General features: G+C 62.7%; 19 protein-coding genes. 8 read left to right on the top strand and 11 right to left on the bottom strand.

Translation table 11 applies throughout. The features are described from left to right. Window position 1: 1 nt before the first annotated feature. Window positions 2-910 carry a glutaminase B gene (gene glsB / locus V6943_RS05360; RefSeq protein ID WP_340552817.1) on the bottom strand — a complete coding sequence of 303 codons (909 nt, stop codon included), beginning with the start codon at window positions 908-910 and terminating at the stop codon, window positions 2-4. A gap of 137 nt (window positions 911-1,047) precedes the next feature. On the opposite strand from glsB, the gene V6943_RS05355 reads away from it, so the two are divergent. After that, on the top strand, window positions 1,048-2,040 hold the full coding sequence (locus tag V6943_RS05355; protein ID WP_340552816.1) for an asparaginase: 993 nt from the start codon (window positions 1,048-1,050) through the stop codon (window positions 2,038-2,040). Between the two features lie 92 nt (window positions 2,041-2,132). Here the strand turns inward: V6943_RS05355 and V6943_RS05350 are convergent, their stop codons facing one another. The 3 genes from V6943_RS05350 to nudE form a co-directional block, all read right to left on the bottom strand. Continuing rightward, window positions 2,133-5,012 carry a hybrid sensor histidine kinase/response regulator gene (locus V6943_RS05350; RefSeq protein WP_340552815.1) on the bottom strand — a complete coding sequence of 960 codons (2,880 nt, stop codon included), beginning with the start codon at window positions 5,010-5,012 and terminating at the stop codon, window positions 2,133-2,135. Between the two features lie 116 nt (window positions 5,013-5,128). Next, window positions 5,129-5,944, bottom strand: coding sequence for a 3'(2'),5'-bisphosphate nucleotidase CysQ (gene cysQ / locus V6943_RS05345; RefSeq protein ID WP_181103155.1), 816 nt, complete (start codon window positions 5,942-5,944; stop codon window positions 5,129-5,131). Next, window positions 5,941-6,507, bottom strand: a complete 567-nt coding sequence (gene nudE / locus V6943_RS05340) for an ADP compounds hydrolase NudE (RefSeq protein ID WP_340552814.1) — start codon at window positions 6,505-6,507, stop codon at window positions 5,941-5,943. Before nudE ends, cysQ begins: the two co-directional genes overlap by 4 nt. A gap of 157 nt (window positions 6,508-6,664) precedes the next feature. Here nudE and yrfG point away from each other — a divergent pair, with 157 nt between their 5' ends. The 4 genes from yrfG to V6943_RS05320 all read left to right on the top strand — a co-directional run bounded on the left by yrfG (window position 6,665) and on the right by V6943_RS05320 (window position 11,255). After that, window positions 6,665-7,345: a GMP/IMP nucleotidase gene (yrfG, locus tag V6943_RS05335; RefSeq protein ID WP_131651275.1), complete on the top strand. Its 681-nt coding sequence runs from the start codon at window positions 6,665-6,667 to the stop codon at window positions 7,343-7,345. Window positions 7,346-7,501: 156 nt separating this feature from the next. Then, complete coding sequence (locus tag V6943_RS05330; protein ID WP_445324109.1) at window positions 7,502-9,598, top strand: PAS domain-containing protein; 2,097 nt, start codon at window positions 7,502-7,504, stop codon at window positions 9,596-9,598. 99 nt (window positions 9,599-9,697) lie between these two features. Beyond that, window positions 9,698-10,537: a formate dehydrogenase accessory sulfurtransferase FdhD gene (fdhD, locus tag V6943_RS05325; RefSeq protein ID WP_340552812.1), complete on the top strand. Its 840-nt coding sequence runs from the start codon at window positions 9,698-9,700 to the stop codon at window positions 10,535-10,537. 247 nt (window positions 10,538-10,784) lie between these two features. Beyond that, window positions 10,785-11,255 carry a glycine zipper domain-containing protein gene (locus V6943_RS05320; RefSeq protein WP_131651272.1) on the top strand — a complete coding sequence of 157 codons (471 nt, stop codon included), beginning with the start codon at window positions 10,785-10,787 and terminating at the stop codon, window positions 11,253-11,255. Window positions 11,256-11,364: 109 nt separating this feature from the next. Here the strand turns inward: V6943_RS05320 and V6943_RS05315 are convergent, their stop codons facing one another. The 4 genes from V6943_RS05315 to V6943_RS05300 form a co-directional block, all read right to left on the bottom strand. Then, window positions 11,365-11,808, bottom strand: coding sequence for an acyl-CoA thioesterase (locus V6943_RS05315; RefSeq protein ID WP_131651271.1), 444 nt, complete (start codon window positions 11,806-11,808; stop codon window positions 11,365-11,367). A gap of 57 nt (window positions 11,809-11,865) precedes the next feature. Beyond that, window positions 11,866-13,029 carry an iron-containing alcohol dehydrogenase gene (locus V6943_RS05310; protein WP_340552811.1) on the bottom strand — a complete coding sequence of 388 codons (1,164 nt, stop codon included), beginning with the start codon at window positions 13,027-13,029 and terminating at the stop codon, window positions 11,866-11,868. Window positions 13,030-13,366: 337 nt separating this feature from the next. Then, the gene (locus V6943_RS05305) at window positions 13,367-15,157 is read right to left on the bottom strand and encodes an acyl-CoA dehydrogenase C-terminal domain-containing protein (protein WP_340552810.1); all 1,791 of its coding nucleotides are present in this window, start codon (window positions 15,155-15,157) and stop codon (window positions 13,367-13,369) included. 2 nt (window positions 15,158-15,159) lie between these two features. Next, window positions 15,160-16,398: a 3-hydroxyacyl-CoA dehydrogenase gene (locus V6943_RS05300; protein WP_340552809.1), complete on the bottom strand. Its 1,239-nt coding sequence runs from the start codon at window positions 16,396-16,398 to the stop codon at window positions 15,160-15,162. Between the two features lie 101 nt (window positions 16,399-16,499). Here V6943_RS05300 and V6943_RS05295 point away from each other — a divergent pair, with 101 nt between their 5' ends. The 3 genes from V6943_RS05295 (at window position 16,500) to V6943_RS05285 (ending at window position 18,843) form a co-directional block, all read left to right on the top strand. Further along, window positions 16,500-17,399: a LysR substrate-binding domain-containing protein gene (locus tag V6943_RS05295; protein ID WP_340553036.1), complete on the top strand. Its 900-nt coding sequence runs from the start codon at window positions 16,500-16,502 to the stop codon at window positions 17,397-17,399. A gap of 475 nt (window positions 17,400-17,874) precedes the next feature. Continuing rightward, window positions 17,875-18,393 carry a hypothetical protein gene (locus V6943_RS05290; protein WP_340552808.1) on the top strand — a complete coding sequence of 173 codons (519 nt, stop codon included), beginning with the start codon at window positions 17,875-17,877 and terminating at the stop codon, window positions 18,391-18,393. A 9-nt stretch (window positions 18,394-18,402) separates the two neighbouring features. Beyond that, window positions 18,403-18,843 (top strand): DUF421 domain-containing protein, encoded by a 441-nt coding sequence (locus V6943_RS05285; protein ID WP_131649002.1) that lies wholly within the window; start codon window positions 18,403-18,405, stop codon window positions 18,841-18,843. On the opposite strand, the gene V6943_RS05280 is transcribed toward V6943_RS05285, so the two are convergent. The 3 genes from V6943_RS05280 to V6943_RS05270 form a co-directional block, all read right to left on the bottom strand. Then, the gene (locus tag V6943_RS05280) at window positions 18,830-19,942 is read right to left on the bottom strand and encodes an FUSC family protein (RefSeq protein ID WP_340552807.1); all 1,113 of its coding nucleotides are present in this window, start codon (window positions 19,940-19,942) and stop codon (window positions 18,830-18,832) included. The genes V6943_RS05285 and V6943_RS05280 overlap by 14 nt on opposite strands. Before the next feature lie 77 nt (window positions 19,943-20,019). Then, window positions 20,020-20,445, bottom strand: a complete 426-nt coding sequence (locus V6943_RS05275; protein WP_131649004.1) for an HPF/RaiA family ribosome-associated protein — start codon at window positions 20,443-20,445, stop codon at window positions 20,020-20,022. A gap of 390 nt (window positions 20,446-20,835) precedes the next feature. Then, window positions 20,836-21,423, bottom strand: a complete 588-nt coding sequence (locus V6943_RS05270) for an Sbal_3080 family lipoprotein (protein WP_340552806.1) — start codon at window positions 21,421-21,423, stop codon at window positions 20,836-20,838. Window positions 21,424-21,459 lie beyond the last annotated feature (36 nt).

Here is a 21,459-nt window from a genome sequence, read left to right as displayed (position 1 = left end):
GTCAGAAGATCGACCAGCCGATCCGTTCGGTGAGCTTTTCCAGCGCCGCGATGCCAGCCAGTGAGTTGCCGGCGGCGTTCAGCTCGGGTGACCAGACGCAGACGCTGAAGCGCCCCGGCACTACCGCAACGATGCCGCCGCCTACGCCGCTCTTGCCCGGCAGGCCGACCCGATAGGCGAAATTGCCCGCTTCGTCGTAGAGACCGCTGGTTGCCATGATCGAATTGACCTGCTTGGCCTGACGCGCGCTGAGCACCTGCTCGTCACTGTGCAGGCAGTGCCCTTCACGTGCCAGAAAAGCGAAGGCGCGCGCCAGGTCCACGCAGCTCATGCGCAGCGCACAATGATGGAAATAGCTGTGCAGCACCGCCTCGACATCGTTGTGGAAATTGCCGAACGCCTGCATCAGATAGGCCATGGCCGCATTGCGGGCACGGTGCTGGTATTCGGACGCGGCGACCTTGGCATCGGAGACGATCAACGGATTACCACAAAGCCGCCGGGCGAAATCTCGCAACGAAAGCGTCGGCGCGGCGAAGCGCGACTGATTGATATCGCAGATCACCAGCGCCCCGGCGTTGATGAAGGGATTGCGCGGCCGACCAGCCTCGAACTCCAGCTGCACCAGCGAATTGAACGGTTGCCCGGAGGGCTCATAACCCAGGCGTGACCAGATTCCCTCACCGGAATGCTGGATCGCCTGGACCAGACTGAAAACCTTGGAGATGCTCTGGATCGAGAACGGCGTCTGCGCGTCGCCCGCCTGCCAGGTCTTGCCGCTGACACCGTAGACGGCAATGCCCAATTGCACCGGGTCGACCTCCGCCAGCGCCGGAATGTAATTGGCCACCGCGCCCTGGCCGAGCAGAGGACGCACTTCATCGAGAATTTCTTCGAGCAGGCTTTGCATGAATCACCGCAGCAGATTGAGAGAGCGCTGGCCCAGGCCAGCAAAACCTTGAGACAGTCCGGATCGGACGGCCGAACAGCACAGTCCGAACGTACAGAAGCGATCACGCCAGATAAGCAACCGGCAGGAAAATCACCGTGACCAGACCCGAAAAACGCCTGTTGGTTCTTTATACCGGCGGGACCATCGGCATGCAGATGAGCGACCAAGGGCTGACGCCCTCGAGCGGCTTCGAAGCACGTTTGCGCGACCGGCAAACCACGGATGGCCAGGGCTGGCCGGACTGGTATTTCCGCGAGCTGCTGCCGCCCATCGACAGCGCGTCCATGACCCAGCGCAACTGGCTGGTGATGGCCGCCACCATTGCCGAGGAAGTGGACGCCGGGCACTGCGACGGCGTCCTGCTGCTGCACGGCACCGACACGCTTGCCTACAGCGCAGCCGCCCTGAGCTTCCTGCTGCTCGGCTTGCCCGTGCCGGTGGTGTTGACGGGCTCGATGCTGCCGGCCGGCGCGCCGAACAGCGACGCCTGGGCGAACCTGTTCGGCGCGATACAGGCGCTGCGCGACGGCATCCGGCCCGGTGTGCAGGTCTATTTTCACGGCAAACTGATGCACGGCGCGCGGCTCACCAAGCTGAGCGCCACCGAGTTCGATGCCTTCGCCGTACTGCCACGCCCGCGCATGGGTCAAGGCGCATCGGACGTCGAATCGGCGCTGGATTACCGTCAGCCGCGCCAGCCGGTCAACCTGGCTGTGCTGCCGCTGTATCCGGGCATCCAGGCCACGCAGGTGCGCGCGGTACTCGCAAGTGAAGTGCAGGGCCTAGTGCTCGAATGCTACGGCAGCGGCACGGGGCCTTCGGATGATGAGGAGCTGCTGACCGCATTGAAGGAAGCCCATGCGCGTGGCGTGGTGCTCGCGGCGATCAGCCAGTGCCCGCAGGGTCACGTCGAGTTCGGCATCTACGCGGCCGGCAGCAAGCTGGCCGCCAGCGGTCTGGTTTCCGGCGGCGGGATGACTCGCGAAGCAGCGCTGGGCAAGCTGTTTGCGTTGCTCGGCGCCGGGCTGTCGCAAGCGGAGGTCGAACACTGGTTCGCGCTCGATCTCTGCGGCGAGCGCGCCGACTAGAGTCTGTTACCGCTCCGTCGCGGCGCGACGGAGCCGGCCTTCCGGCTGGCGGGAGGGTTTAAAGAGCCCGTAGGGCCGAACTTGTTCGGCTTTCACAATCTGCGGCCGAATGAATTCGGCCCTACGGACTGGAGCGATCCACTTACCAGCCGGCGCAGCTCGTCGAGGTCCAGCGGCTTGCCCAGCCATCCCTGGCAATCGATACCACCCGCCTCTTCAATGGCCGCACTGAGCACGATAATCGGCAATTCCCGTGTGGCCGGAGCCTTGCGCAGCAGCCTCAGCAACTCATCTCCCGTCAGTTCGGGAAGATTCAGGTCCAGCAACAGCAGGTCCGGTGGATCGCTCAGCACCTGCTCCAACGCCGTCCGACCATTGCTAACCACGCTGACCTCACCGAGGTCTTCCAGCGCCTTGCGCACCAGCAGTTGGCTGGCCGGATCGTCCTCGACATAGACGATCCGCGGCCGCTCATGAGTCGGCAAACTTGGCGGCGGCTCGATGATCGGCAGTGCAATCCAGAACAGGCTACCGGTACCCAACTCGCTCTTCACACCGATGCTGCCGCCCATCAACTTGGCGTATTCCAGGCACAGGGACAGCCCGATACCGGCGCCCTGAATGTTCGAGTTCTCGCGACCCAGGCGCTGGAACGGCTCGAACATTCGCGCCTGCAGCGCCTCGTCTATTCCGAGACCCGTATCTTCGACCAACAGGCGCACCTGGCCAGCCACCGTTTCGATGCTGAGCAGAATCTGCCCGGACGGCCTGTTGTATTTGATCGCGTTGGACAGCAGGTTAAGCACTACCTGACGCAGACGCCGCGGTTCGGCCAGCACCTCGATGGGCCCCGCCGGCAGATCGAACGCCAACTGCAAACCGTGGCGCTTGACGTCGAGCGCCACTAGCTCGGCGCATTCGCGCATCAGTGCGGTGACCTCGACCCGTTCGAGCGCCAGTCGCGGGCGCTCGGCCTGAAGGCTCGACCAATCGAGAATGTCGCCGAGCAGCTGGTTCAGATGGCGGCTGGCCAGCAGGATTTCATCGAGGTAGTCGGCCGCCTCCGGACTGGTTTCGGGCGAGCAGTCCATGCGCATCAGCTGCGCGAAGCCGAGGATCGCGTTCAGCGGCGTACGCAATTCGTGGCTGATGCTGGAAATCAGATGGGTCTTGGCCTCGTTGGCCGCCAGGGCCTGCTGCGTGGCGTGGCGCAAGTCTTCCTCGACTCGCTTGAGCGCATCGATGTCGACATGAGTGCCGGCCAGCAGCGTGGCTTCACCGGTCTGCGGGTCGCGCTCGAGCACCCTGCCGCGACTCAACAACCAGTGATACTCGCCGAGCGCGTCGGCGAGGCGGAACTCGCATTCGTAGTGCAGCGCGTGCCCCATGAGCATGCGCGTCATCTCGGCACGCACGCGGGGCACGTCGCGCGGATGAATGCGTTGCAGAAACTGCGCCTGGCTGAGCTGCGACGAAGGGAGCCCGAAGCGGGCCGGCAGACGCCCGCGAACGTGCAGCGTGCCGTTGCGCGTATCGCTTTCCCAGAGGCTCTCGGTCGCGCTTTCGAGCACCAATTCGAGGCGTTCCTGCGCCTGCGAGCGCTGCGCCTCGCTGAGCTCCAGCTGACCACCGATGGCATGGGTATGCTGCGCCAGATCGTCGAGTTCACGAATGTCGGAGGCGACCGGCTGCGATCGCCACTGACGTTGCCCGATCTGCCCCATCATCTGCGAAATGCTGGCGATAGGCGCTAGCAGCGACTGGCTGAGTTGCCGCGCACGCAGCCACATGTAGGCGAAAAACAGCACGTAGAACAGCAGCAGGCCAGCGATCAACAGATAGCCGATCTGCCGATAGTGGCTGGCGAGCGTATTGGTCTGGCTGAACACCTCGGCCTCGTCCACCACCGTCAGCAGGTGCCAGCCGGTCTGCTCCACCGTCCCCCAGGCCACCAGCTGCTGCTGGCCATCGAGGCTCACACGCTGCACGCCATCGGGCTGTGCCGCGATGGCATGTGCCAACTGCCGGGTTTCGGGGCGGCGCCCGAGGTGGAAATCTTCAGGCTTGAATATTTCCCGGCGAATCGCTTCCTCGTAGGAATGTTCGGTCAGCTCATCGAGGCCAAACTGGTGCTCGCCGGCTTCGGGCAGCGCCATGATGTTGAGGTCGCGGCTGATCAACATCGCATAACCGCCCCAAGGCACCCGCAAGCCGGCGATCTGCTGCAGGATGCCGTTGACGGTGATATCGATGCCGGTGACCCCTTCCAGATAATCGTCGCGGTACACCGGCGCGATGGCCGACATCATCCAGCCGTGCCCGGCCGGGTCCAGATATACATCCGTCCAGACCACCCGACGCGCCGGGTTATGCCAGGAGCCGGCCAGGTAATAAAAGTTGTAGCTGGGGATATCCATGTCCGGCGGATACTGCTCCGCCGTGTTGAACCAAGGGTAGATGTGGTTGTAGCTGTCCCAGCTATTGAAATAGAGGCTGGCGATCAGTGGGTTGCCGGCATGCAGCTCTTTCATCAGCGGATCGAGGCGGCGTAGGCGCGCCACTTTCTCCAGATCCTGCTGCTCGGGCGCGGTGGCCGCGGAATAGAAGCTTGCCGCGCCGCCGTCGTCGTGCGGGCTGTAGCGCACCCCTCGAGGGTCGAGCCGCAGCTGCGGCAGCGGTTCGGTGCTTTCGTCTTCCAACGCCCGAGCGGTGAAGTTGCGGAACAGGGTGGTGGCGCTGGCCACCTGCTGCAGCTGCTGGCTGATGATCCGTGCCTCGCGGGCAACCGCGGTCTGCAGTTCAGCGAGCGCGGTTTCGCGCAGATGTTCTGTCTGCGCGTCCCGGATCGCATTGTTGGTCAGCAAGTAGGCGGCGATCAGCACCACTTCGACCAGTACTAGCGGAATCAACGCACTCCGGACGAAGGCGCGCCAGATCCATTGACGTATCCCGATGGGCGTTTTCAATGACACGACACGGCTCCAGCGTTCCCCTCAAGCGCCTGGCTGGTCATGGTGGTCGCCTTCAAGTAAAGGGTTAGCACTAACAGCCCGGACACGGCTTGCGCCGATGGCTACGATTCAGCGATTCAGCGATTCGCCAGTTCGATGAGCGCGGCACGCCACGTCACAGCGCGCGGCAACGCCAGAAAGGATGGATTGAGATAGCTCTCCCGCGCTTCGTAAGTCAGCGTCGCGCCCGTGACATCCAGCACCTCTCCGCCCGCGCCCTCGAGCACGCCCTGAGCAGCGGCAGTGTCCCACTGCGAGGTCGGTGCCAGGCGCGGATAACAATCCGCAGCGCCTTCGGCCAGCAGGCACAGCTTCAGCGAGCTGCCGACATTGGCCAGCACCAGCTCCCCGAAGCGCTGGCGCAACCCGTCAAGCAAATGCTCCTGCGCCGGGCTCGAATGACGGCGGCTGGCGACCACCGTGAAACTCTCGGCCGGCTCGTGGCGCACCTGCAACGGCTGCGCCGCGCCGTCGGCTTCAGCGCGCCAAGCACCGTACTCGGCACCGCCGTAATAACAGCGGCCATTGGCCGGAATGCCCACCACGCCGAACAGCACCTTCCCCTGTTCTATCAGCGCCACGTTGACGGTGAACTCCTCGCTGCCGGCGATGAATTCCTTGGTGCCGTCCAGTGGATCGACCAACCACCAGCGCGTCCAACCCGCCCGTTCGGCCAGGCTCAGGTTGCAATCCTCTTCCGAAAGCACCGGGATGTCGGGATCCAATGCGCGCAGGCCGTCGGCCAGCAGATGATGAGCGGCCATGTCGGCCGCGGTAACCGGCGAGGCATCAGCCTTTTCATGGACCTGCACGCCGCTGCGCCAATGCGGCAGGATGGCTTGGCCCGCAGCGCGTACCAGGTCGATGACAGGTGCCAGATACGGATGGCTCATTCGTTGAACTCCCCACGCTGGCTCAAAAGATCACGCGCCAGATACAGCGCCGCCAACGCACGGCCTTCACTGAATTGCGGATTCTGGATCAGGCTCGACAGCTCACGCAGGTCGATCCGATCGACGCGCATCGGCTCCGGTTCGTCGCCTGGCAGTTGTTCGGGATAGAGATCGCTGGCCAGCACCACCTGGATTTTTTGGCTCATGTAACCGGGCGAGAGCGAGAGCTCGGTCAGCCATTCGAGCGTGCGCGCGCCAAAGCCGGCTTCCTCCTTGAGTTCGCGGTTGGCGGCGTCCAGCACATCTTCACCCGGCTCGATCAGCCCCTTGGGCAGAGACAGCTCATAGGTGTCGGTGCCACCGCAGTACTCTTCGACCAACAGCGCCTTGCCGTCGTCTTCCAGCGCGACGATCATCACCGCACCATAACCGGCGCCCTTGCCGACCAGCCGTTCGTAGGTGCGCTCGACGCCGTTGGAAAACCGCAACTGCAGCTCCTCGACACGGAACAGACGGCTGGTAGCGACGATCTCACGGGCAAGCACTGTAGGTTTCTGGCGCATGGGAGGATCCTTTGAAACGCGAACCGCAATCATAACAGGCAGTGTGGAAACTACTGCGCTCGGTTATGCGGCCTGTAACCCGGCTTTCCGTGCCGACCACTTTGCATCGAACCGACCGCTGTCGCACCATTGCGCCAATTGCCGAAAAGAGCCCGCCATGATCGCTTCGCTGCCCTGGTCTGAAATCGACACCGTCCTGCTGGACATGGACGGTACCCTGCTGGATTTGCACTTCGATAACCACTTCTGGCTCGAATTCCTGCCCCAACGTTACGCCCAGCTGCACGGCATTAGTCAGGCCATGGCCGAACTGGAACTGGCGCCGTTGTTCAATGAGCACGAGGGCAAGCTCACCTGGTACTGCCTGGATTTCTGGACCCGCGAGCTGAACCTGCCGATACGCGAAATGAAGCGCGAGATCGCCGACTTGATCGCCCTGCGTCCGGCCGCGGACGAATTTCTCGCGGCCCTGCGCGATGCCGGCAAGCGGGTGGTGCTAATCACCAATGCGCACCGCGACTCCCTGTCGCTGAAGCTCGAACGCATCGAGCTGGCGCCCTGGTTCGACCGGCTGATCAGCTCCCACGACTATGGCTTTCCCAAGGAGCAGGCCCAGTTCTGGGATGCGCTGAAAGCGGATCTGGATTTCGATCCGGCCACTTCGCTGTTCATCGACGACAGCCTGCCGGTATTGCGCAGCGCCCGCGACTACGGCGTCGCTCATCTGCTGGCCATCCGTGAGCCGGACAGCCGGCGCGGGCAGAAAGATACCGAAGAATTCACCGCCGTCGATGACTATCTGGAGCTGATTCGCAGCCTGCAGGGTTATGCGGACTGAACGCGTGCGCGCCGCCGGCCTTTTCTTCCACGGCGCGTGTCAGGGAGATGCCGAGGACGGCGGCGCCTTCGGTAACTATGCTGTGGGTGCCAGACCACGCCGCCTACCTGTAATGAAAGATGCCGAATGGCCCGCCGCACATCCGATGGGAGACCCATGCCAATAGATCCTGGAGCCTGGCCGGCCGGTAACAGCGAAATGAGCAGGCGCATCCGCAACCACGACTGGAGCGCAACGCCGCTGGGCCCGATCGATAACTGGCCGGCCTCGCTGCGCGTTCTGCTCGACACCTTGCTCGAAGCGCCATTGCCCATGTGCGTGCTCTGGGGTGACAGCGACGTGCAGCTATACAACGACGCGCATGCGGCGCTGATTGGCGGTTGCCATCCGGCCGCGCTCGGTGCGCCGGTCGCTTCAACCTGGGCTGAAATATGGCCAGCACTGATCGACACGTGCAACGGCGGCGACCGCAGCCAGGCGTGCCTGCTGCGCAACTACCGGTTGCCGGAAGGAGTCGCGCAACGTGGCGTCTGGGTCGATCTGGCCCTCAGCCCTGTCCGCGATGGACGGCAAGTTGCCGGTCGTCTGCTTTGCCTGCGCCACAGCGAGGAGGAAACGCTGCGCCGCAGCGAAGCGGAAATCATGACAATCACCGACGCGTTGCCGGTGCTCATCGGTTACGTGGACCAGGACGAGCGCTATCGCTTCAACAACCGCCACTACCAGAACTGGTTCGGCCAGTCGCCCGAGTGGTTGTACGGCAAGCGCCTGATAGAGGTCGTCGGCGAACGCGCGTACAACGAGCGGCGCGAGCAGATCAGCGCCGCGCTGGCCGGCGAGCCGATGGTCTTCGAAGCCTACATGCCGCACCACGACGGCAAGCCGCGCCATGCGCTGATGCACTACCTGCCACGCCGCGATGCCGAAGGGCAGGTGCAGGGCTTCTTCGTCCTCTGCCAGGACGTTACCGAGCGCTGGCAGGCGGAACAGGCGCTACGCGAGCTCAACGAAACCCTGGAAAGCCGCGTGCAGGAGCGCACCACCGCGTTGGCCGAAGTCTATGAGCGACTGCTCAAGGAAATGGCCAGCCGCGAACAGGCACAGGAAGCCCTGCGCCAGGCGCAGAAGATGGAAGCGGTCGGCCAGCTCACCGGCGGCATCGCCCACGACTTCAACAACATGCTCACCGGCATCATCGGCGGGCTGGACCTGATCCAGCGTTACAACCAGACCGGCCGTCACGCCGAAACCCAGCGCTTCATCGATGCCGCGGTCACCTCGGCCAACCGCGCCGCGGCCCTCACTCATCGCCTGCTCGCGTTTGCCCGGCGTCAACCGCTGAACCTCAAGCGCGTCGACCTGAATGCAATGGTCGAATCGATGCGCGACCTGATGGTGCGCACCCTGGGCGGTCATATTCTGGTCGATGCCCAGTTGCAACCGGACCTGTGGGCCGCCAACAGCGACGAGAACCAACTGGAGAGCGCCCTGCTCAATCTGGTCATCAACGCCCGCGATGCGATGCCCGACGGAGGCAGCCTGTATATCGCCACCGCTAACGTGCAGTTGTCGAGCCAATCGGAAGTGGGTGAACTGGCTCCGGGCCGCTACGTCACCCTCAGCGTGATCGACAGCGGCTGCGGCATGACGCCCAAGGTGTTGGCCGCCGCGTTCGAACCGTTCTTCACCACCAAACCGATCGGCCAAGGCACCGGCCTCGGGCTGTCGATGATCTACGGCTTCGCCCGTCAGGCCGGCGGTCACGTGCAGATCCGCAGCGAGCCCGGTAATGGCACCGAGGTCACGCTGTATCTTCCCGCGCACCACGCGCTGCCGATGCCAACGACGATCAGCAGCCCGAAGGAGCAGCCACCGCAGGCGCTGCAAGGCGAAACCGTGCTGGTGGTCGAAGATGATCCGGCCGTGCGTCAACTGGTGCTGGATGTGTTGGGCATGCTCGGCTACCGCGCGCTGGAGGCCGCTGAGGCCAACGCCGCCATTGAATTTCTGGAAAGCGGCGAACGCATCGATTTGCTGGTTTCGGACGTCGGTCTGCCGGGAATGAATGGCCGGCAATTGGCAGACATCGCCCGCCAGCATCGCCCCGGCCTGAGCGTACTATTCATGACCGGCTATGCCGAGCAGGCGGCCAGCAGCGGCTTTCTCGAAGCGGGCATGGACATGATCAGCAAGCCGTTCCAGATCGACCATCTGGCAGCACGGGTTCGCGGCATGCTGGCATACGGCGGATAGCGGTCATCATGCCTCGGGCGCAGCACGCATTGAAAATCCGCCCGAGGCCCTTCACAGTCGACCGGTCGGCACACACCTGCAGTCAATATCGAGCCTGCCATGAGCACTCCACGCCACCTCAACATCGCCTCGGATAGCAACACGCCAACCGAGGCCAGCCAGCGCTATTACTTTCAGGCGCTTGGAGAGACCCAGCGCGAACCTGTGGATCTGGCCGAAGAGTGTGCCCTGGCGATCGCCTATAACGGCATCAGCCAGGCGGTGATGATGGTCTCGCCGGCCGACCTCGAGGATTTCGTGATGGGTTTCAGCCTTGGCAGCGGTATCGTCGAGGACGTCAGCGATATCTACGACATTCAAATCAGCGGCGCCGGCAGCGGTCGCCAGGCCGATGTCGAGATCGCCAGTCGCGCCTTCTGGAAACTCAAGGAGCAGCGTCGACAGCTACCCGGCAACGCCAGCTGCGGGTTGTGCGGCGTCGAAGCACTGGAACAGGCGCTGCCACACCTACCGGTGATGCCGGTCGCGCCCCTGCCGCCGGCGCATTGGCTGCATGACCTGCGTCAGCGCATCGCCGAATTTCAGCCTTTGGCTCAAACCTGCGGCGCGGTGCACGCCGCTCTGTTCATCGACGCGCAGGGTGAAATCCGCCTGGGACGCGAAGACATCGGCCGACACAACGCGCTGGACAAGCTGATCGGGGCATTGAGCCGCATGAAACAGAACGTCTCCGGGGGCGTTGCCGTGGTCACCAGCCGCTGTAGTCTCGAGCTGATTCATAAGGTGCAGCGTGCGGGCATCCCCACGCTAGTCAGCTTTTCCTCGCCAACCGGCCTGGCGGCACAATGGGCGCAGCGCCACAACCTTAACCTCATCCACATTCCCCATCGCAGCCCACCGCGGGTATTTAGCCCACTCCAGGCAAACGCCCAGACATAGCCGTTCGCGCGCATGGGGCGAATCCATTCGCTCCGTCACTGAGAAGCTGCTGCATGACTCAGGCAGAGAAAAAGCGCCTGGAGGCGCCTGTCGAAACGATTCTCGACCGTTTCGCTTGTTGGTAGTTCCGCCTATAAATCAAATACTTATAAAAATAGACATGCATCACACCTTTCATCGGTGAGAGCTTGCGAAGGGCGGGGCTAGGACGTGAGGATCGCGACGCCATTCATTGAGAGGTTTCACCATGAAGTATTCCTCGATTCTGCTCTTGTCCGCGAGCCTGCTTAGCAGCGCGGCCTATGCGGGTAGCAACACCGAAGCCGCTGTTGGTGGCGCCCTGGGTGGAGCGCTGGGTTCGGTGGTCGGCGAGCACCTCGGTGGTTCGACAGGCGCCGCTATCGGCGCTGGTGTGGGCGGCGCGGCAGGCGGCATGGTCGGCGCTGACAAACGCAGCCGTACCGAAGCGGCCATAGGTGGTGGCCTGGGTGCCGCAGGTGGCAATGTCATCGGTCAACGCGTCGGTGGCAGCACGGGCGGACTCATCGGTGCGGCCGTTGGTGGTGGTGCTGGCGGTGCGGTCGGCAATGCCTACGGCGATGATGATGACGACTATCGAAGTGATCGCCGCTACCGTGACGACCGCCGATATCGTAGCCATCCGGGTAAAGCCAAAGGGCATTACAAGCACAAACATAAACACAAACATCACGACTAATCGCATCAGTCGGAAGTTGTATCGTCGAATTTATTCGACCCCAGTACAGCGATCCGAGGCCGAACAGGCTCGGCCCTACAGTAACCGCAGAGATTGCCGTAGGGCCAAATTATTCGGCCACCACCAACAGCGCTTCCAGTGCCTGGCGCAAGCCATTCGGGATTGGCGTCGGCCGATTGCTGGCGCGGTCCACGAATACATGGACGAAGCGCCCTGCCGCACAGGCCGGTGCCTCCCCTGCCTTGAAGATCGCCAACTCATACTGCACCGAACTGTTGCCGAGCTTGCTGACCCGCAAGCCAACTTCCAGAGCATCGGGAAAAGCAATGGATGCAAAGTAATCACAGGATGAGCTGACCACGAAACCCACTACCTCGCCTTCGTGGATGTCCAACCCGCCTCGCTCGATCAGGTAAGCGTTCACCGCGCTGTCGAAATAGCTGTAGTAAACGACGTTATTTACGTGACCGTAGATATCGTTGTCGTGCCAGCGCGTGGTGATCGGCTGGAAGTGGTGGTAGTCGTCGCGCAGGTGCTGCGGTTGTTCGGCCATTCGGCATTCCTTGAAGGCAAGTCGACGCGGCGCGGTAAGCGCGGTGCGCCATTAAGATCAGTAGGCGGCTCGGTAGATAGCCAGCGCATCGGCTTCGGTGATTTCGCGCGGGTTGTTCACCAGCAATCGCTGCTGGAGCATCGCCTCCTTCGCCAGTTGCGGCAGCATGTCTTCCGGTACGCCAGCGTCGCGCAGACGGGTCGGCAGGCCCATGCGCCCACTCAGCACACCGAGCTCCTCGATCAGTTGCTCGGCGAAGGTTGCCGGATCGTCGCTGCGCAGTCTGTCGCCCAGCACAATGGGCGCCAGCTCACCGTAATGAGTGGTCGCCGCGCTGACGTTGAAGCGCAGCACGTGCGGCAGCACCAGCGCATTGGACAATCCGTGGGGAATATGGAAATTGCCGCCCAGGGGATAGGCCAGCGCATGCACGGCGGCCACCGGCGCGTTGGCGAAGGCCTGGCCGGCGAGGCAGGCACCGAGCAGCATCGCCTGGCGCGCCTCGCGGTTGCCACCGTTGTGTACCGCCTCGTGCAGGTTGGCCGAAAGAAGGCGCAGCGCCTCGCGGGCCAGCAGGTCGGACAGCGGGTTTTTCTTTAGCGCGCTGGTGTAGGCCTCGATGGCGTGCACCATGGCGTCGATGCCAGTGGCGGCGGTCACCGCTGGCGGCAGGCCGAGGGTGAGATCGGCGTCGAGCAGTGCCAGATCAGGCAGCAGCAACGGCGAAACCACGCCCATCTTGGTGGTTTCGCCGGTGGTGACGATGGCGATCTGCGTCACCTCTGAACCGGTGCCGGCGGTGGTCGGCACCTGGATCAGCGGCAGCCGCTGCCCCCTGGCGTTACCCACACCGTAGATGTCCGCCAGCGATTGCGCGCAATCCGGGTGCGCTAGCAACGCCACCAGTTTGGCTACGTCCATCGAGCTGCCGCCGCCAAAGCCGATCACCAGATCCGCCTTCGCCGACTTCGCCTGCTCCACAGCCGCCAGCACGATATTTTCCGGTGGGTCGGCCAGCACCTGGTCGTAGACGGCGACCTGCAAGCTTTCATTCTCGAAGCCTGGCAGCACGTCATCGAGCAGGCCGAAACGGGTGATGCCCGGATCGGTCACCACCAGCACCGAGCGCGCCCCGCGCTCCTTGCAGAGACCGGCCAGGCGGCGCGACGAGCCGGGTTCGCAGATCAACTGGGCGGTTGTGGAGAAGCTGAATGGATGCATCGGTGCCTCCTGGTTTCGTTATGGTTCGGGTTCGGCGAGAGCAAATCAAAAGCCCCCTCACCCCAACCCTCTCCCCGAAGGGGAGAGGGGGTATGTCCGTGCAATGTCCGAGCGCCGAAGCTCAACCCCACTCCGCCCTATCAACATTTACTATGGGAGAAGGCACTCGGAACCCGCTTGATCATGGTTGGTAACTATCCAGGCGACCTACTCAACGCATCTGCGCCACTGATTACCAACCCGAGCTCAACCCCACTCCGTCCCGCCCCCTCTCCACTCTGGGGAGAGGGCTGGGGTGAGGGGCAGCGGCGCCCGCTCGATCGCCAACAGGCCCCGCTCAAAACGCGAAATCGCTCTCCGACAACGCCATCAAACAATCCGCGCCGCCCTGGATCGCTTCACGGTGCGCACTGGCACGCGGCAATACACGCCGCGTATAGAAATCCGCACTAATCAGCTTGGCCTGATAGAACGCCTCTTCACCTCTGCCTTGCTCCAGCGCATCCTTCGCCCGCGCCGCCGCCTGCAACCAGAGCCCGGCCAGCAATACATAGGCCGAATACTGGAGGAAATCCACCGAGACCGCGCCGATCTCCTGCGGATCACGCTGGGTCGCGGCAATCACTTCGGCGGTCAGCTCGCGCCACTCGCCGATACGCGCCTGAATCTTGCTCGCCAGTTCGTGCAACGCCGGCCGATCAATCTGGCCATCGCACATCTCGCTGAATTCGGCCTGCAATGCTGACAGCTCCGCACCGCCATCACCCAGCAACTTGCGGCGAATGTAATCCAGCGCCTGGATACCGTTGGTGCCTTCGTACAGCTGAGTAATGCGGCTGTCGCGCATCAGCTGCTCCATACCCCATTCGCGGATATAGCCGTGGCCGCCGTAGATCTGCACGCCGAGGCTGGCCACTTCCTGGCCCATGTCGGTGAAGAACGCCTTGACGATGGGAATCAGCAGCGCCGCGCGCTTGCTGGCCGCCTTGCGGTAGCTCGGCTCGGGATGGCCGTGCTCCATATCCAGCTGCCGCGCACAGTAGGCCGCCAGCATGCGGCTGCCCTCGACCAGGGTCTTCTGCGTCAGCAGCATGCGCCGCACGTCCGGGTGAACGATGATCGGATCGGCCGGTTTGTCCGGGTACTGCGCGCCAGTCAGCCCACGCGACTGCAAACGTTCGCGGGCGTAGGCCAGCGAGCCCTGATACGCCTGCTCAGCAATGCCCAGGCCCTGCAGCCCGACCTGGAAACGCGCGTCGTTCATCATGGTGAACATGCATGCCAGCCCCTGATTCGGCTCACCGACGATCCAGCCGGTGGCACCGTCGAAGTTCATCACGCAGGTGGCTGCGCCCTTGATGCCCATCTTGTGCTCGATTGCGCCGCAAGACAGCGCGTTGCGCTCGCCCGGCGTACCGTCGGCCTTGGCGATGAACTTGGGCACCAGCAGCAGGCTGATGCCCTTCACGCCGGCCGGCGCATCCGGCAGGCGCGCCAGCACCAGGTGCACGATGTTCTCGCTCATGTCGTGCTCGCCGCCGGAGATGAATATCTTGCTACCGCTGACCTTGTAGCTGCCGTCCGCCTGGGGCTCGGCGCGGGTGCGCAGCAACGCCAGGTCGGTCCCGGCCTGGGGCTCGGTCAGGCACATGGTGCCGCTCCAGCGGCCGCTGACCAATTTCTCCAGATAGGCGTTCTTCAGCTCCTCGCTGCCGTGCTTGTACAGCGCCAGCACCGCGCCTTCGGTCAGCCCCGAGTAAATGCGAAACGACAGCGAAGCGCCCATCAACATCTCGTGGAAGTTGCTGGCGACCAGCTGCGGAAAGCCCTGGCCACCATACTCGGTGGGCCCGGTCATGCTCGCCCAGCCGTTGTCGACGTATTGCTGATAGGCCTCGACAAAGCCTTGCGGCGTCCTGACTTCACCGTTTTCCAGGGTCACGCCTTCTTCATCGCTGTTGCGATTGAGCGGGGCGATCTCGCCGCCGGTGTAGCGCGCCGCCTCTTCCAGCACGCCGTCGATCAGTTCGCGATCCAGCCCGTTGCCGAGCAGTTCGCAATGGCCAGTGGCGTCGAATAGCTCATGCAGTACGAAGCGCATGTCACGCAGGGGTGCCTTGTACTCCATGCTCAGGCCTCCTTCTTGTAGTCGACGAAACGGCCGCCGAGGGTGGCCAGGCTATCGATCAGTTCGGCCGGCTGCCAATGCGAGCCGTGACGCTCGGCCAGGGCGTTGAGGCGATCACGAATGGCTGGCAGGCCCTCGCGGTCGGCCCAGGTCATAGGCCCGCCGACTGCCGCCGGGAAGCCGTAGCCATTGAGGTAAACCGTGTCGATATCGGTGCTGGATTCGGCCATGCCTTCCTGAAGGATCTTCGCTCCCTCGTTGACCAGTGCCAGCAGGCAGCGCTCGAGGATTTCCGCCTCGCCAATCTCGCGCCGCTGATAGCCAAGACGCTCGGCTTCGCGCTGCACCAGCGCATCCACTTCGGGATCATGCTCGGCCTGACGGCTGCCTTCGGCGTAGCGGTAGTAGCCCATCCGCGACTTCTGGCCGAAGCGGCCCAGCTCGCAGAGGCGGTTGTCGACCTGCACCTCGGGCTCATCCTGGCCCTTGCCGGACAGCTCGCGTGCACGCCATTCCAGGTCAATGCCCACCACGTCGTACATGCGGAACGGACCCATGGCAAAACCGAAGCCCTGCAGCGCACCGTCCACCTGGTGCGGGTAGGCGCCTTCGAGCAGCATCGCCCGCGCCTCGCGCACATAGGTCTTAAGCATGCGATTACCGATGAAGCCCGGGCAGTTGCCGGCGATCACGCTGATCTTGCCCATGCGCTTACCGAGCTCGGTGGAAGCCTCCAGCACCGCCTGGCTGGTTTTGGCACCGCGAACGATTTCCAGCAACTTCATGATGTGCGCCGGGCTGAAAAAGTGCAGGCCCACGATTTGCTCGGGGCGCCCGGTGACGGCGGCGATGGCATCGATATCCAGCGCCGAGGTGTTGCTGGCGAGGATGCCGCTCGGCTTAACGATGCCGTCCAGCTCGCGGAAAATGTTCTGCTTGAGTTCGAGGTTCTCGTAGACCGCCTCGATCACCAGATCCACCTCGGCCAGTGCCTGATAGTCGGCCGCCTTACTGATGCAGGCACGGCGGGCAGCGGCCTGAGCTTCGTCGATACGCCCCTGGCGCACGTTGTGCGCGTAGGTGTCGGCCACCACGCTTAGCGCCTGCTCGAGCATCTCGGGATTGTTGTCTAGCCACAGCACCTGCACGCAGGCATTGGCCAGGCTCATGACGATGCCACGGCCCATGGTGCCAGCACCGATTACCGCGGCGGTTTGGATATCGAAGCGGGTTTGGCTCATTGCAGCAGTCCTCGTCGCAAGCAGAAAAATCAGAAGACCTACCTTAGATGAAGAAGGTACTATTTTTGAAATTTAGTCTTGTGATGATTCAGATTCATCAGATGAATATCTACAACTTCGATCTCAACCTGCTTCGCGTGCTGGACGCCCTGCTACGCGAACGCAACGTCTCCCGCGCCGCCCAGCGGCTGTCGCTCAGCCAGCCGGCGGTCAGCAATGCCCTCAATCGTCTGCGCGAGCTGCTGGACGACCCGCTGCTGGTACGCGTCGGACGCGCCATGCAACCCACGCCACGCGCGCTGAGCCTGGAAGCGCCGATCCGCGATGCGCTGCAGCAGATCGAGCACACACTCAATGCCGGCGATTTCTTCGACCCTGCGACCAGCCAGCAACGCTTCGCCATCGCCGTCACCGACTACGTAGAGCTGATCTGCATGCCGCCACTGATGGCTCATCTGGCCAGGGTGGCGCCGGGAATTCAGCTGGCGATCGAGCACCTGAGCCCGACGCTGCCGGCCGAGGCGCTGGATAACGGCGAATTGGATCTGGCGCTGGGCCGTTTTCTCGAAGTGCCGACGCGTTTTCACCGCCGCCGCTGGGCCAGCGAGACATTGCAGGTCGCGCTGCGCAAGGATCATCCGCTAGTGGGTGAAGGGCTGGATCTGGACAGTTTCCTGCGCCTGCGCCATCTCTGGGTGCATGGCGGGCAGACGCGCGGCATGGTCGAACAGTGGCTGGAAGAACAGGGTTTGAGCCGCGAAGTGGTGTACACCACGCCGAACTACCTGCAGGCCGCGCATATCGTCGCCAGCAGCGACCTGGCTGCAGTGCTACCGACCCAGCTCGCACGGCATTTCGTCAAGCTGCTGCCGCTGCAACTGTTCGCCCTACCGTTCGATCTCGGCATCTTTCAGCTGGACATCGTCAGCGTCGCCCAGCGGGAGCGGGATGCAGCGTTGCAATGGTTGATCGAGCAGATCGTGGCGGTGGCGCGTCAGTGATGTTTATCGCTGATTCGGGTTCGCGGTAAATGACGGAAGCGCCTGGGCGATTCCGTCTACGGGGAAATGGCGAATTCAGCCACGACGCTTTTTGCTGTTGGATAACGCTACGAAATTTTCTGCCAGACAAACGAAAAACCCGCCGAAGCGGGTTTTTCCTGACCATTTCAAATCCTTTGAAGTGCCTTCCTAGCGTGGTCGATCATCCTTGATCCTGAGCGCGTCCTGCGCTTCAGAGGTGTGCGTAGATTAAGCCCACCAGGGCGTCGGCTGAAGCGGAAATAAGCGCGACAGCTTGTAAGCCTTTCGCTATAGCTGGGTATTACGCGTGATCTAGCCAGTCCCGATTAATACCTCGTCATCGCAAGATGTCGCCTATTCGGCGAATGCGGTGCCGTGCTCGCAACGTGCCTGATGAACTTCGCCGTGGGGCCCGGCTCTACCGTTCAGCGCCCGCCATCCAAGGCATACACCTATGTCTTCCGAATTGTCTGAGCAAGATGAGTTTCACAATCGGGACTACCCCATCAAGGAAGACATGCGCCTGCAGACGCGGCTGTGGACGCTGGAGCGGTTTGGCTGGATAGCCCTGTGCGGCCTCGTCGCGATCACTCTGCTCGGCGTGTTCGGCGCCGGGCCGTTGAGCCAGACCGAAGCTCGAACGGCCAACGGCGACCTGCTGATCACGTACGAGCGTTTCGAGCGCAACGGAGCGGCCAGCCAATTGCAGATCGAAGCCAGAGCAGGCTCCGACGGCCAAGTCTGGCTGAGCGTTGACGGTGCGCTCCTGGAGCGCTTCACCATCGAGGGCATTCATCCGCAACCGATCACTGCGGAGAGTTTCGGCAACGGCATGCGAGTGCAACTTCAGCCCGATGCGCAAGGCTGGGCAATCGTCTATCTCTCGCTACGCCCCGACGGGATAGGCCTGGCGCGAAGCGTGGCCCAGCTGAACGGACAATCCGTAACGCTGACACAGTTCATCTACCCATAGGAACATGCCATGGACTCCGTGCTTCGCGCCGCAGCGATTTATCTGGTGGTGCTGGTGGTGTTTCGGTTGGCCGGACGGCGCACGCTTTCGGAACTGACCACCTTCGATTTCGTGCTGTTGCTAATCATCGGCGAGGCCACGCAGCAGGCCTTGTTGGGCGACGATTTTTCGATCGCCAATGCAACGCTGGTGATCGTTTCGCTGGTGACCTTCGACATCGCCCTGTCACTGCTGAAGAACAAGTCGCAATGGTTCGCCAAGTTGATCGATGGGGAGCCGATGATCATCGTCGAGTATGGTCAGCTGCTCGAACGCCGGGTGCGCAAGGCGCGGATCGACGAAAACGACATTCTCGAAGCGGCCCGGCATTCGCAGGGCCTCGAACGGATCGATCAGATCAAATTCGCGATCCTGGAAAAGGACGGGAAGATTTCGATCATTCCTCGCTAGTCGCGTTCGACCGCCGTTCGAAACGCGCCGGAATCAGACGGCGCATCGGATCGCCAAACATCTGGCGAAAGCGTGGGCTATGCAGGCAGACGGCACCCACCAGCCCGACCAGGCAACCCAATACGGTGTCGTAGAAGCGTGCTTCGATCAGCGTAGAGGCCGAGCCGTGGCCCAGCGTCGCCGCCTCGGCCAGCAGGATGGTCATTGGCGTGATGAAGATCGCCGCGAAGGCGTAATGCCGGACCACCGCAGTCTCCACCACGAAACACAGCACCATCATCATCAGCGGGATGGTCCACTTGTCCAGCGGCAACAACAGCATGCCCCAGGCGACCAGCAGGCCGATCCCGGTGCCGAGGATGCGCTGCAACTGCTTGTTCCACACCGCGCGCAGCGAGACGCCCTGAATCACCGCCAGGCAACTGACCGGCACCCAGTAGGCCTTTTCCAGTTGCAGAGCCTGGGCGAGCGCCAGCGAGATGCCGACAAAAACGCCGATCAGCACCGAGTCGAATACCACGTAATCGAAGCTTGCCGGCGGCAGCGGCTCCACCGGTTTAGGCGCCTGCAACCGCAACACGTACAGGCTGTAGAAGAAGGCGATCAACGCTGCCAGCAGCGTGCCCATGCTGATCAAGCCGACCATCAGCGGCACCTGCAGCACCTCCAGCGGGGTGTACATGCCGATGGCGGCGGCCATGATGATGAACAGACTGCTCGGCATGCCGATCCGGTAGAAGCGGCAAACCATGGTCACCAGCACCGAGATGAATACCAGCACCGGCACCATGGTCCAGGGAAAGAAATGGCTCATCAGGCCCAGGGTGTAGCAGGCGATCATGCCGAAGGCGCAGGCCATCAACGTGACCATGCGATGCGACAGCGGCGTGGCGGGCAGATAGAGAAAGACCAGTCCGCCCAGTGATGACACCAGGCCGTAATCGAGACGGTCGAACCAGGCACCGACGAACAGCGGCAGGCCGGTGGCCAGCGCCGCGGCGAAGGGCATCTGCCAACGCCGGTCGCTGGGGTTGATGGTCAGCAACAGGCGCAGCTGTTCTTTCAGCGGCTCGATCAACCGCTGCCATCGATTTCGCATCGCTAAGGGTTCCAGTGGCGCGTCCCGCTAGTAAAGGCCGCCCGGAAACGGAGCGGCCGTGAAGGGCTTCGGACGTACTAATCCTTGCCTCGTTCCTCCTGCTTGGCGAGGAATTCTTCCTGTAACAAGGCATCGGTGACCTGCTGCGGTTCTTCATCCAACAGCGGATCATCGAGATGGCCGCTGGCGACCACCTTCGAATCAAGCTTGCCCATCAGATGACCGATGGCGTTGTGCATTTTCTCGGCGGCTCCGTCAACTGCCAGCTGCAGCGACTCGGCCTTGTGGGTGACGGACAGCGGCTGGTGGCCCTTGGGCCGTACCTCGATCTGGCAACGTTTGTCGGCGGCCCCCGCCTTCTGCGCGTTCTCGTCGCCGACGTGGATTTCCACTCGCATCAGAAAATCCTCGAAACGCTCGAGCCGCTCCTGTACTGCGGCACCGACCCATTCGTGGAGCTCGGCACTGCCTTCGATATGGTTGCTTCTCACCTGGACCTGCATAGAGAACTCCTCTTGATGACGTACCTGTTAGGTTCGAGGGGCCCACACCGCCGAGGTTCAGCGGCTTCGTCTGGTGGATTCGTTCTGAAGGGGCGGACCGGGCGTGATGATGGGGTAGATAGGTGGTGCAACAGGATGGCGGATGGGCTGGAGATTTTTGCGTGGATTGACTTAACCCCAGCCTCACCCAGAGAGACGAGGGAGGCGGTTGGCCCGGAATGTTGACTACGTTGCCGCCTTACTAGCTGGCGGATGTGGGGAAACAGAAGGCTGAGGATTGGTCTTAAGAGCACTCCCCAAAGCGTAAACCCCGCACCATCCAGTCCCCTCTCCCTTCGGGGAGAGGGCTAGGGTGAGGGGCTGTTGCCACAAACTGATCGCCAAGCAACCTTACTCGTCCATCAACTGCCGATAGCGATGCTGGTATTCGTCGTAGGACAAGCCCTCATTCATCAAGCGTTGCAATTGCTGTTGCCGGTAGGCCTCCCTGCTCAGCGGCGCCCTATCACCAGCCACCACCGGAGCGGGAGCACGGCCCAGACCGACCGACCCGTTGGGAAACAGCTGATGGGTCAGCTCGGCAATCTTCTCCTCGGCGCTGATGAACTTGTCCAGCCGCCCACCGCCCCAGCGTGCGTCATATTCCGCCTGGCCGACCTGACGGCCATTCTCGTAGACGCGGATATCGGCATATTTCATGTACAACGCCAGATCCCAGCCCCAACGACCAATGAAGGTAGTAGCAAGCGCACAACGGCCAGGGCTGCTGCCGGGCGCCATCAGGCGGGTCCTGAAGCCTTTTTCCATCAACGAGGTCTGGTAGGCACTGGTGAAGCCAGCACGCAAGTTCAACGCCGGGATCATGCAGATCTCCGGTGCCAGTTCGGCGGACAGGGTCGCAGGAGTAACGTTCTGTTTGATGCTGCAGCCGCTGATGGCAACGGTAGCGATGAGCGTAAAAAGCGATGCGGCGCGCATGGCGACCTCCGTGTCTGAAAGTAGACAGGCATTTTG

The organism is Pseudomonas sp. CBC3, assembly GCF_037967085.1.
Lineage (GTDB): Bacteria > Pseudomonadota > Gammaproteobacteria > Pseudomonadales > Pseudomonadaceae > Stutzerimonas.
This window is presented reverse-complemented; position numbering and strand designations above follow the sequence as displayed.

Bases quoted from the DNA above. Each gene is read 5' to 3' on its own strand.
- glsB (WP_340552817.1), bottom strand. From the start codon at position 910: ATGCAAAGCCTGCTCGAAGAAATTCTCGATGAAGTGCGTCCTCTGCTC.
- cysQ (WP_181103155.1), bottom strand. From the start codon at position 5,944: ATGAGCCATCCGTATCTGGCACCTGTCATCGACCTGGTACGCGCTGCG.
- nudE (WP_340552814.1), bottom strand. From the start codon at position 6,507: ATGCGCCAGAAACCTACAGTGCTTGCCCGTGAGATCGTCGCTACCAGC.
- yrfG (WP_131651275.1), top strand. From the start codon at position 6,665: ATGATCGCTTCGCTGCCCTGGTCTGAAATCGACACCGTCCTGCTGGAC.
- V6943_RS05330 (WP_445324109.1), top strand. From the start codon at position 7,502: ATGCCAATAGATCCTGGAGCCTGGCCGGCCGGTAACAGCGAAATGAGC.
- fdhD (WP_340552812.1), top strand. From the start codon at position 9,698: ATGAGCACTCCACGCCACCTCAACATCGCCTCGGATAGCAACACGCCA.
- V6943_RS05320 (WP_131651272.1), top strand. From the start codon at position 10,785: ATGAAGTATTCCTCGATTCTGCTCTTGTCCGCGAGCCTGCTTAGCAGC.
- V6943_RS05315 (WP_131651271.1), bottom strand. From the start codon at position 11,808: ATGGCCGAACAACCGCAGCACCTGCGCGACGACTACCACCACTTCCAG.
- V6943_RS05310 (WP_340552811.1), bottom strand. From the start codon at position 13,029: ATGCATCCATTCAGCTTCTCCACAACCGCCCAGTTGATCTGCGAACCC.
- V6943_RS05305 (WP_340552810.1), bottom strand. From the start codon at position 15,157: ATGGAGTACAAGGCACCCCTGCGTGACATGCGCTTCGTACTGCATGAG.
- V6943_RS05300 (WP_340552809.1), bottom strand. From the start codon at position 16,398: ATGAGCCAAACCCGCTTCGATATCCAAACCGCCGCGGTAATCGGTGCT.
- V6943_RS05295 (WP_340553036.1), top strand. From the start codon at position 16,500: ATGAATATCTACAACTTCGATCTCAACCTGCTTCGCGTGCTGGACGCC.
- V6943_RS05290 (WP_340552808.1), top strand. From the start codon at position 17,875: ATGTCTTCCGAATTGTCTGAGCAAGATGAGTTTCACAATCGGGACTAC.
- V6943_RS05285 (WP_131649002.1), top strand. From the start codon at position 18,403: ATGGACTCCGTGCTTCGCGCCGCAGCGATTTATCTGGTGGTGCTGGTG.
- V6943_RS05280 (WP_340552807.1), bottom strand. From the start codon at position 19,942: ATGCGAAATCGATGGCAGCGGTTGATCGAGCCGCTGAAAGAACAGCTG.
- V6943_RS05275 (WP_131649004.1), bottom strand. From the start codon at position 20,445: ATGCAGGTCCAGGTGAGAAGCAACCATATCGAAGGCAGTGCCGAGCTC.
- V6943_RS05270 (WP_340552806.1), bottom strand. From the start codon at position 21,423: ATGCGCGCCGCATCGCTTTTTACGCTCATCGCTACCGTTGCCATCAGC.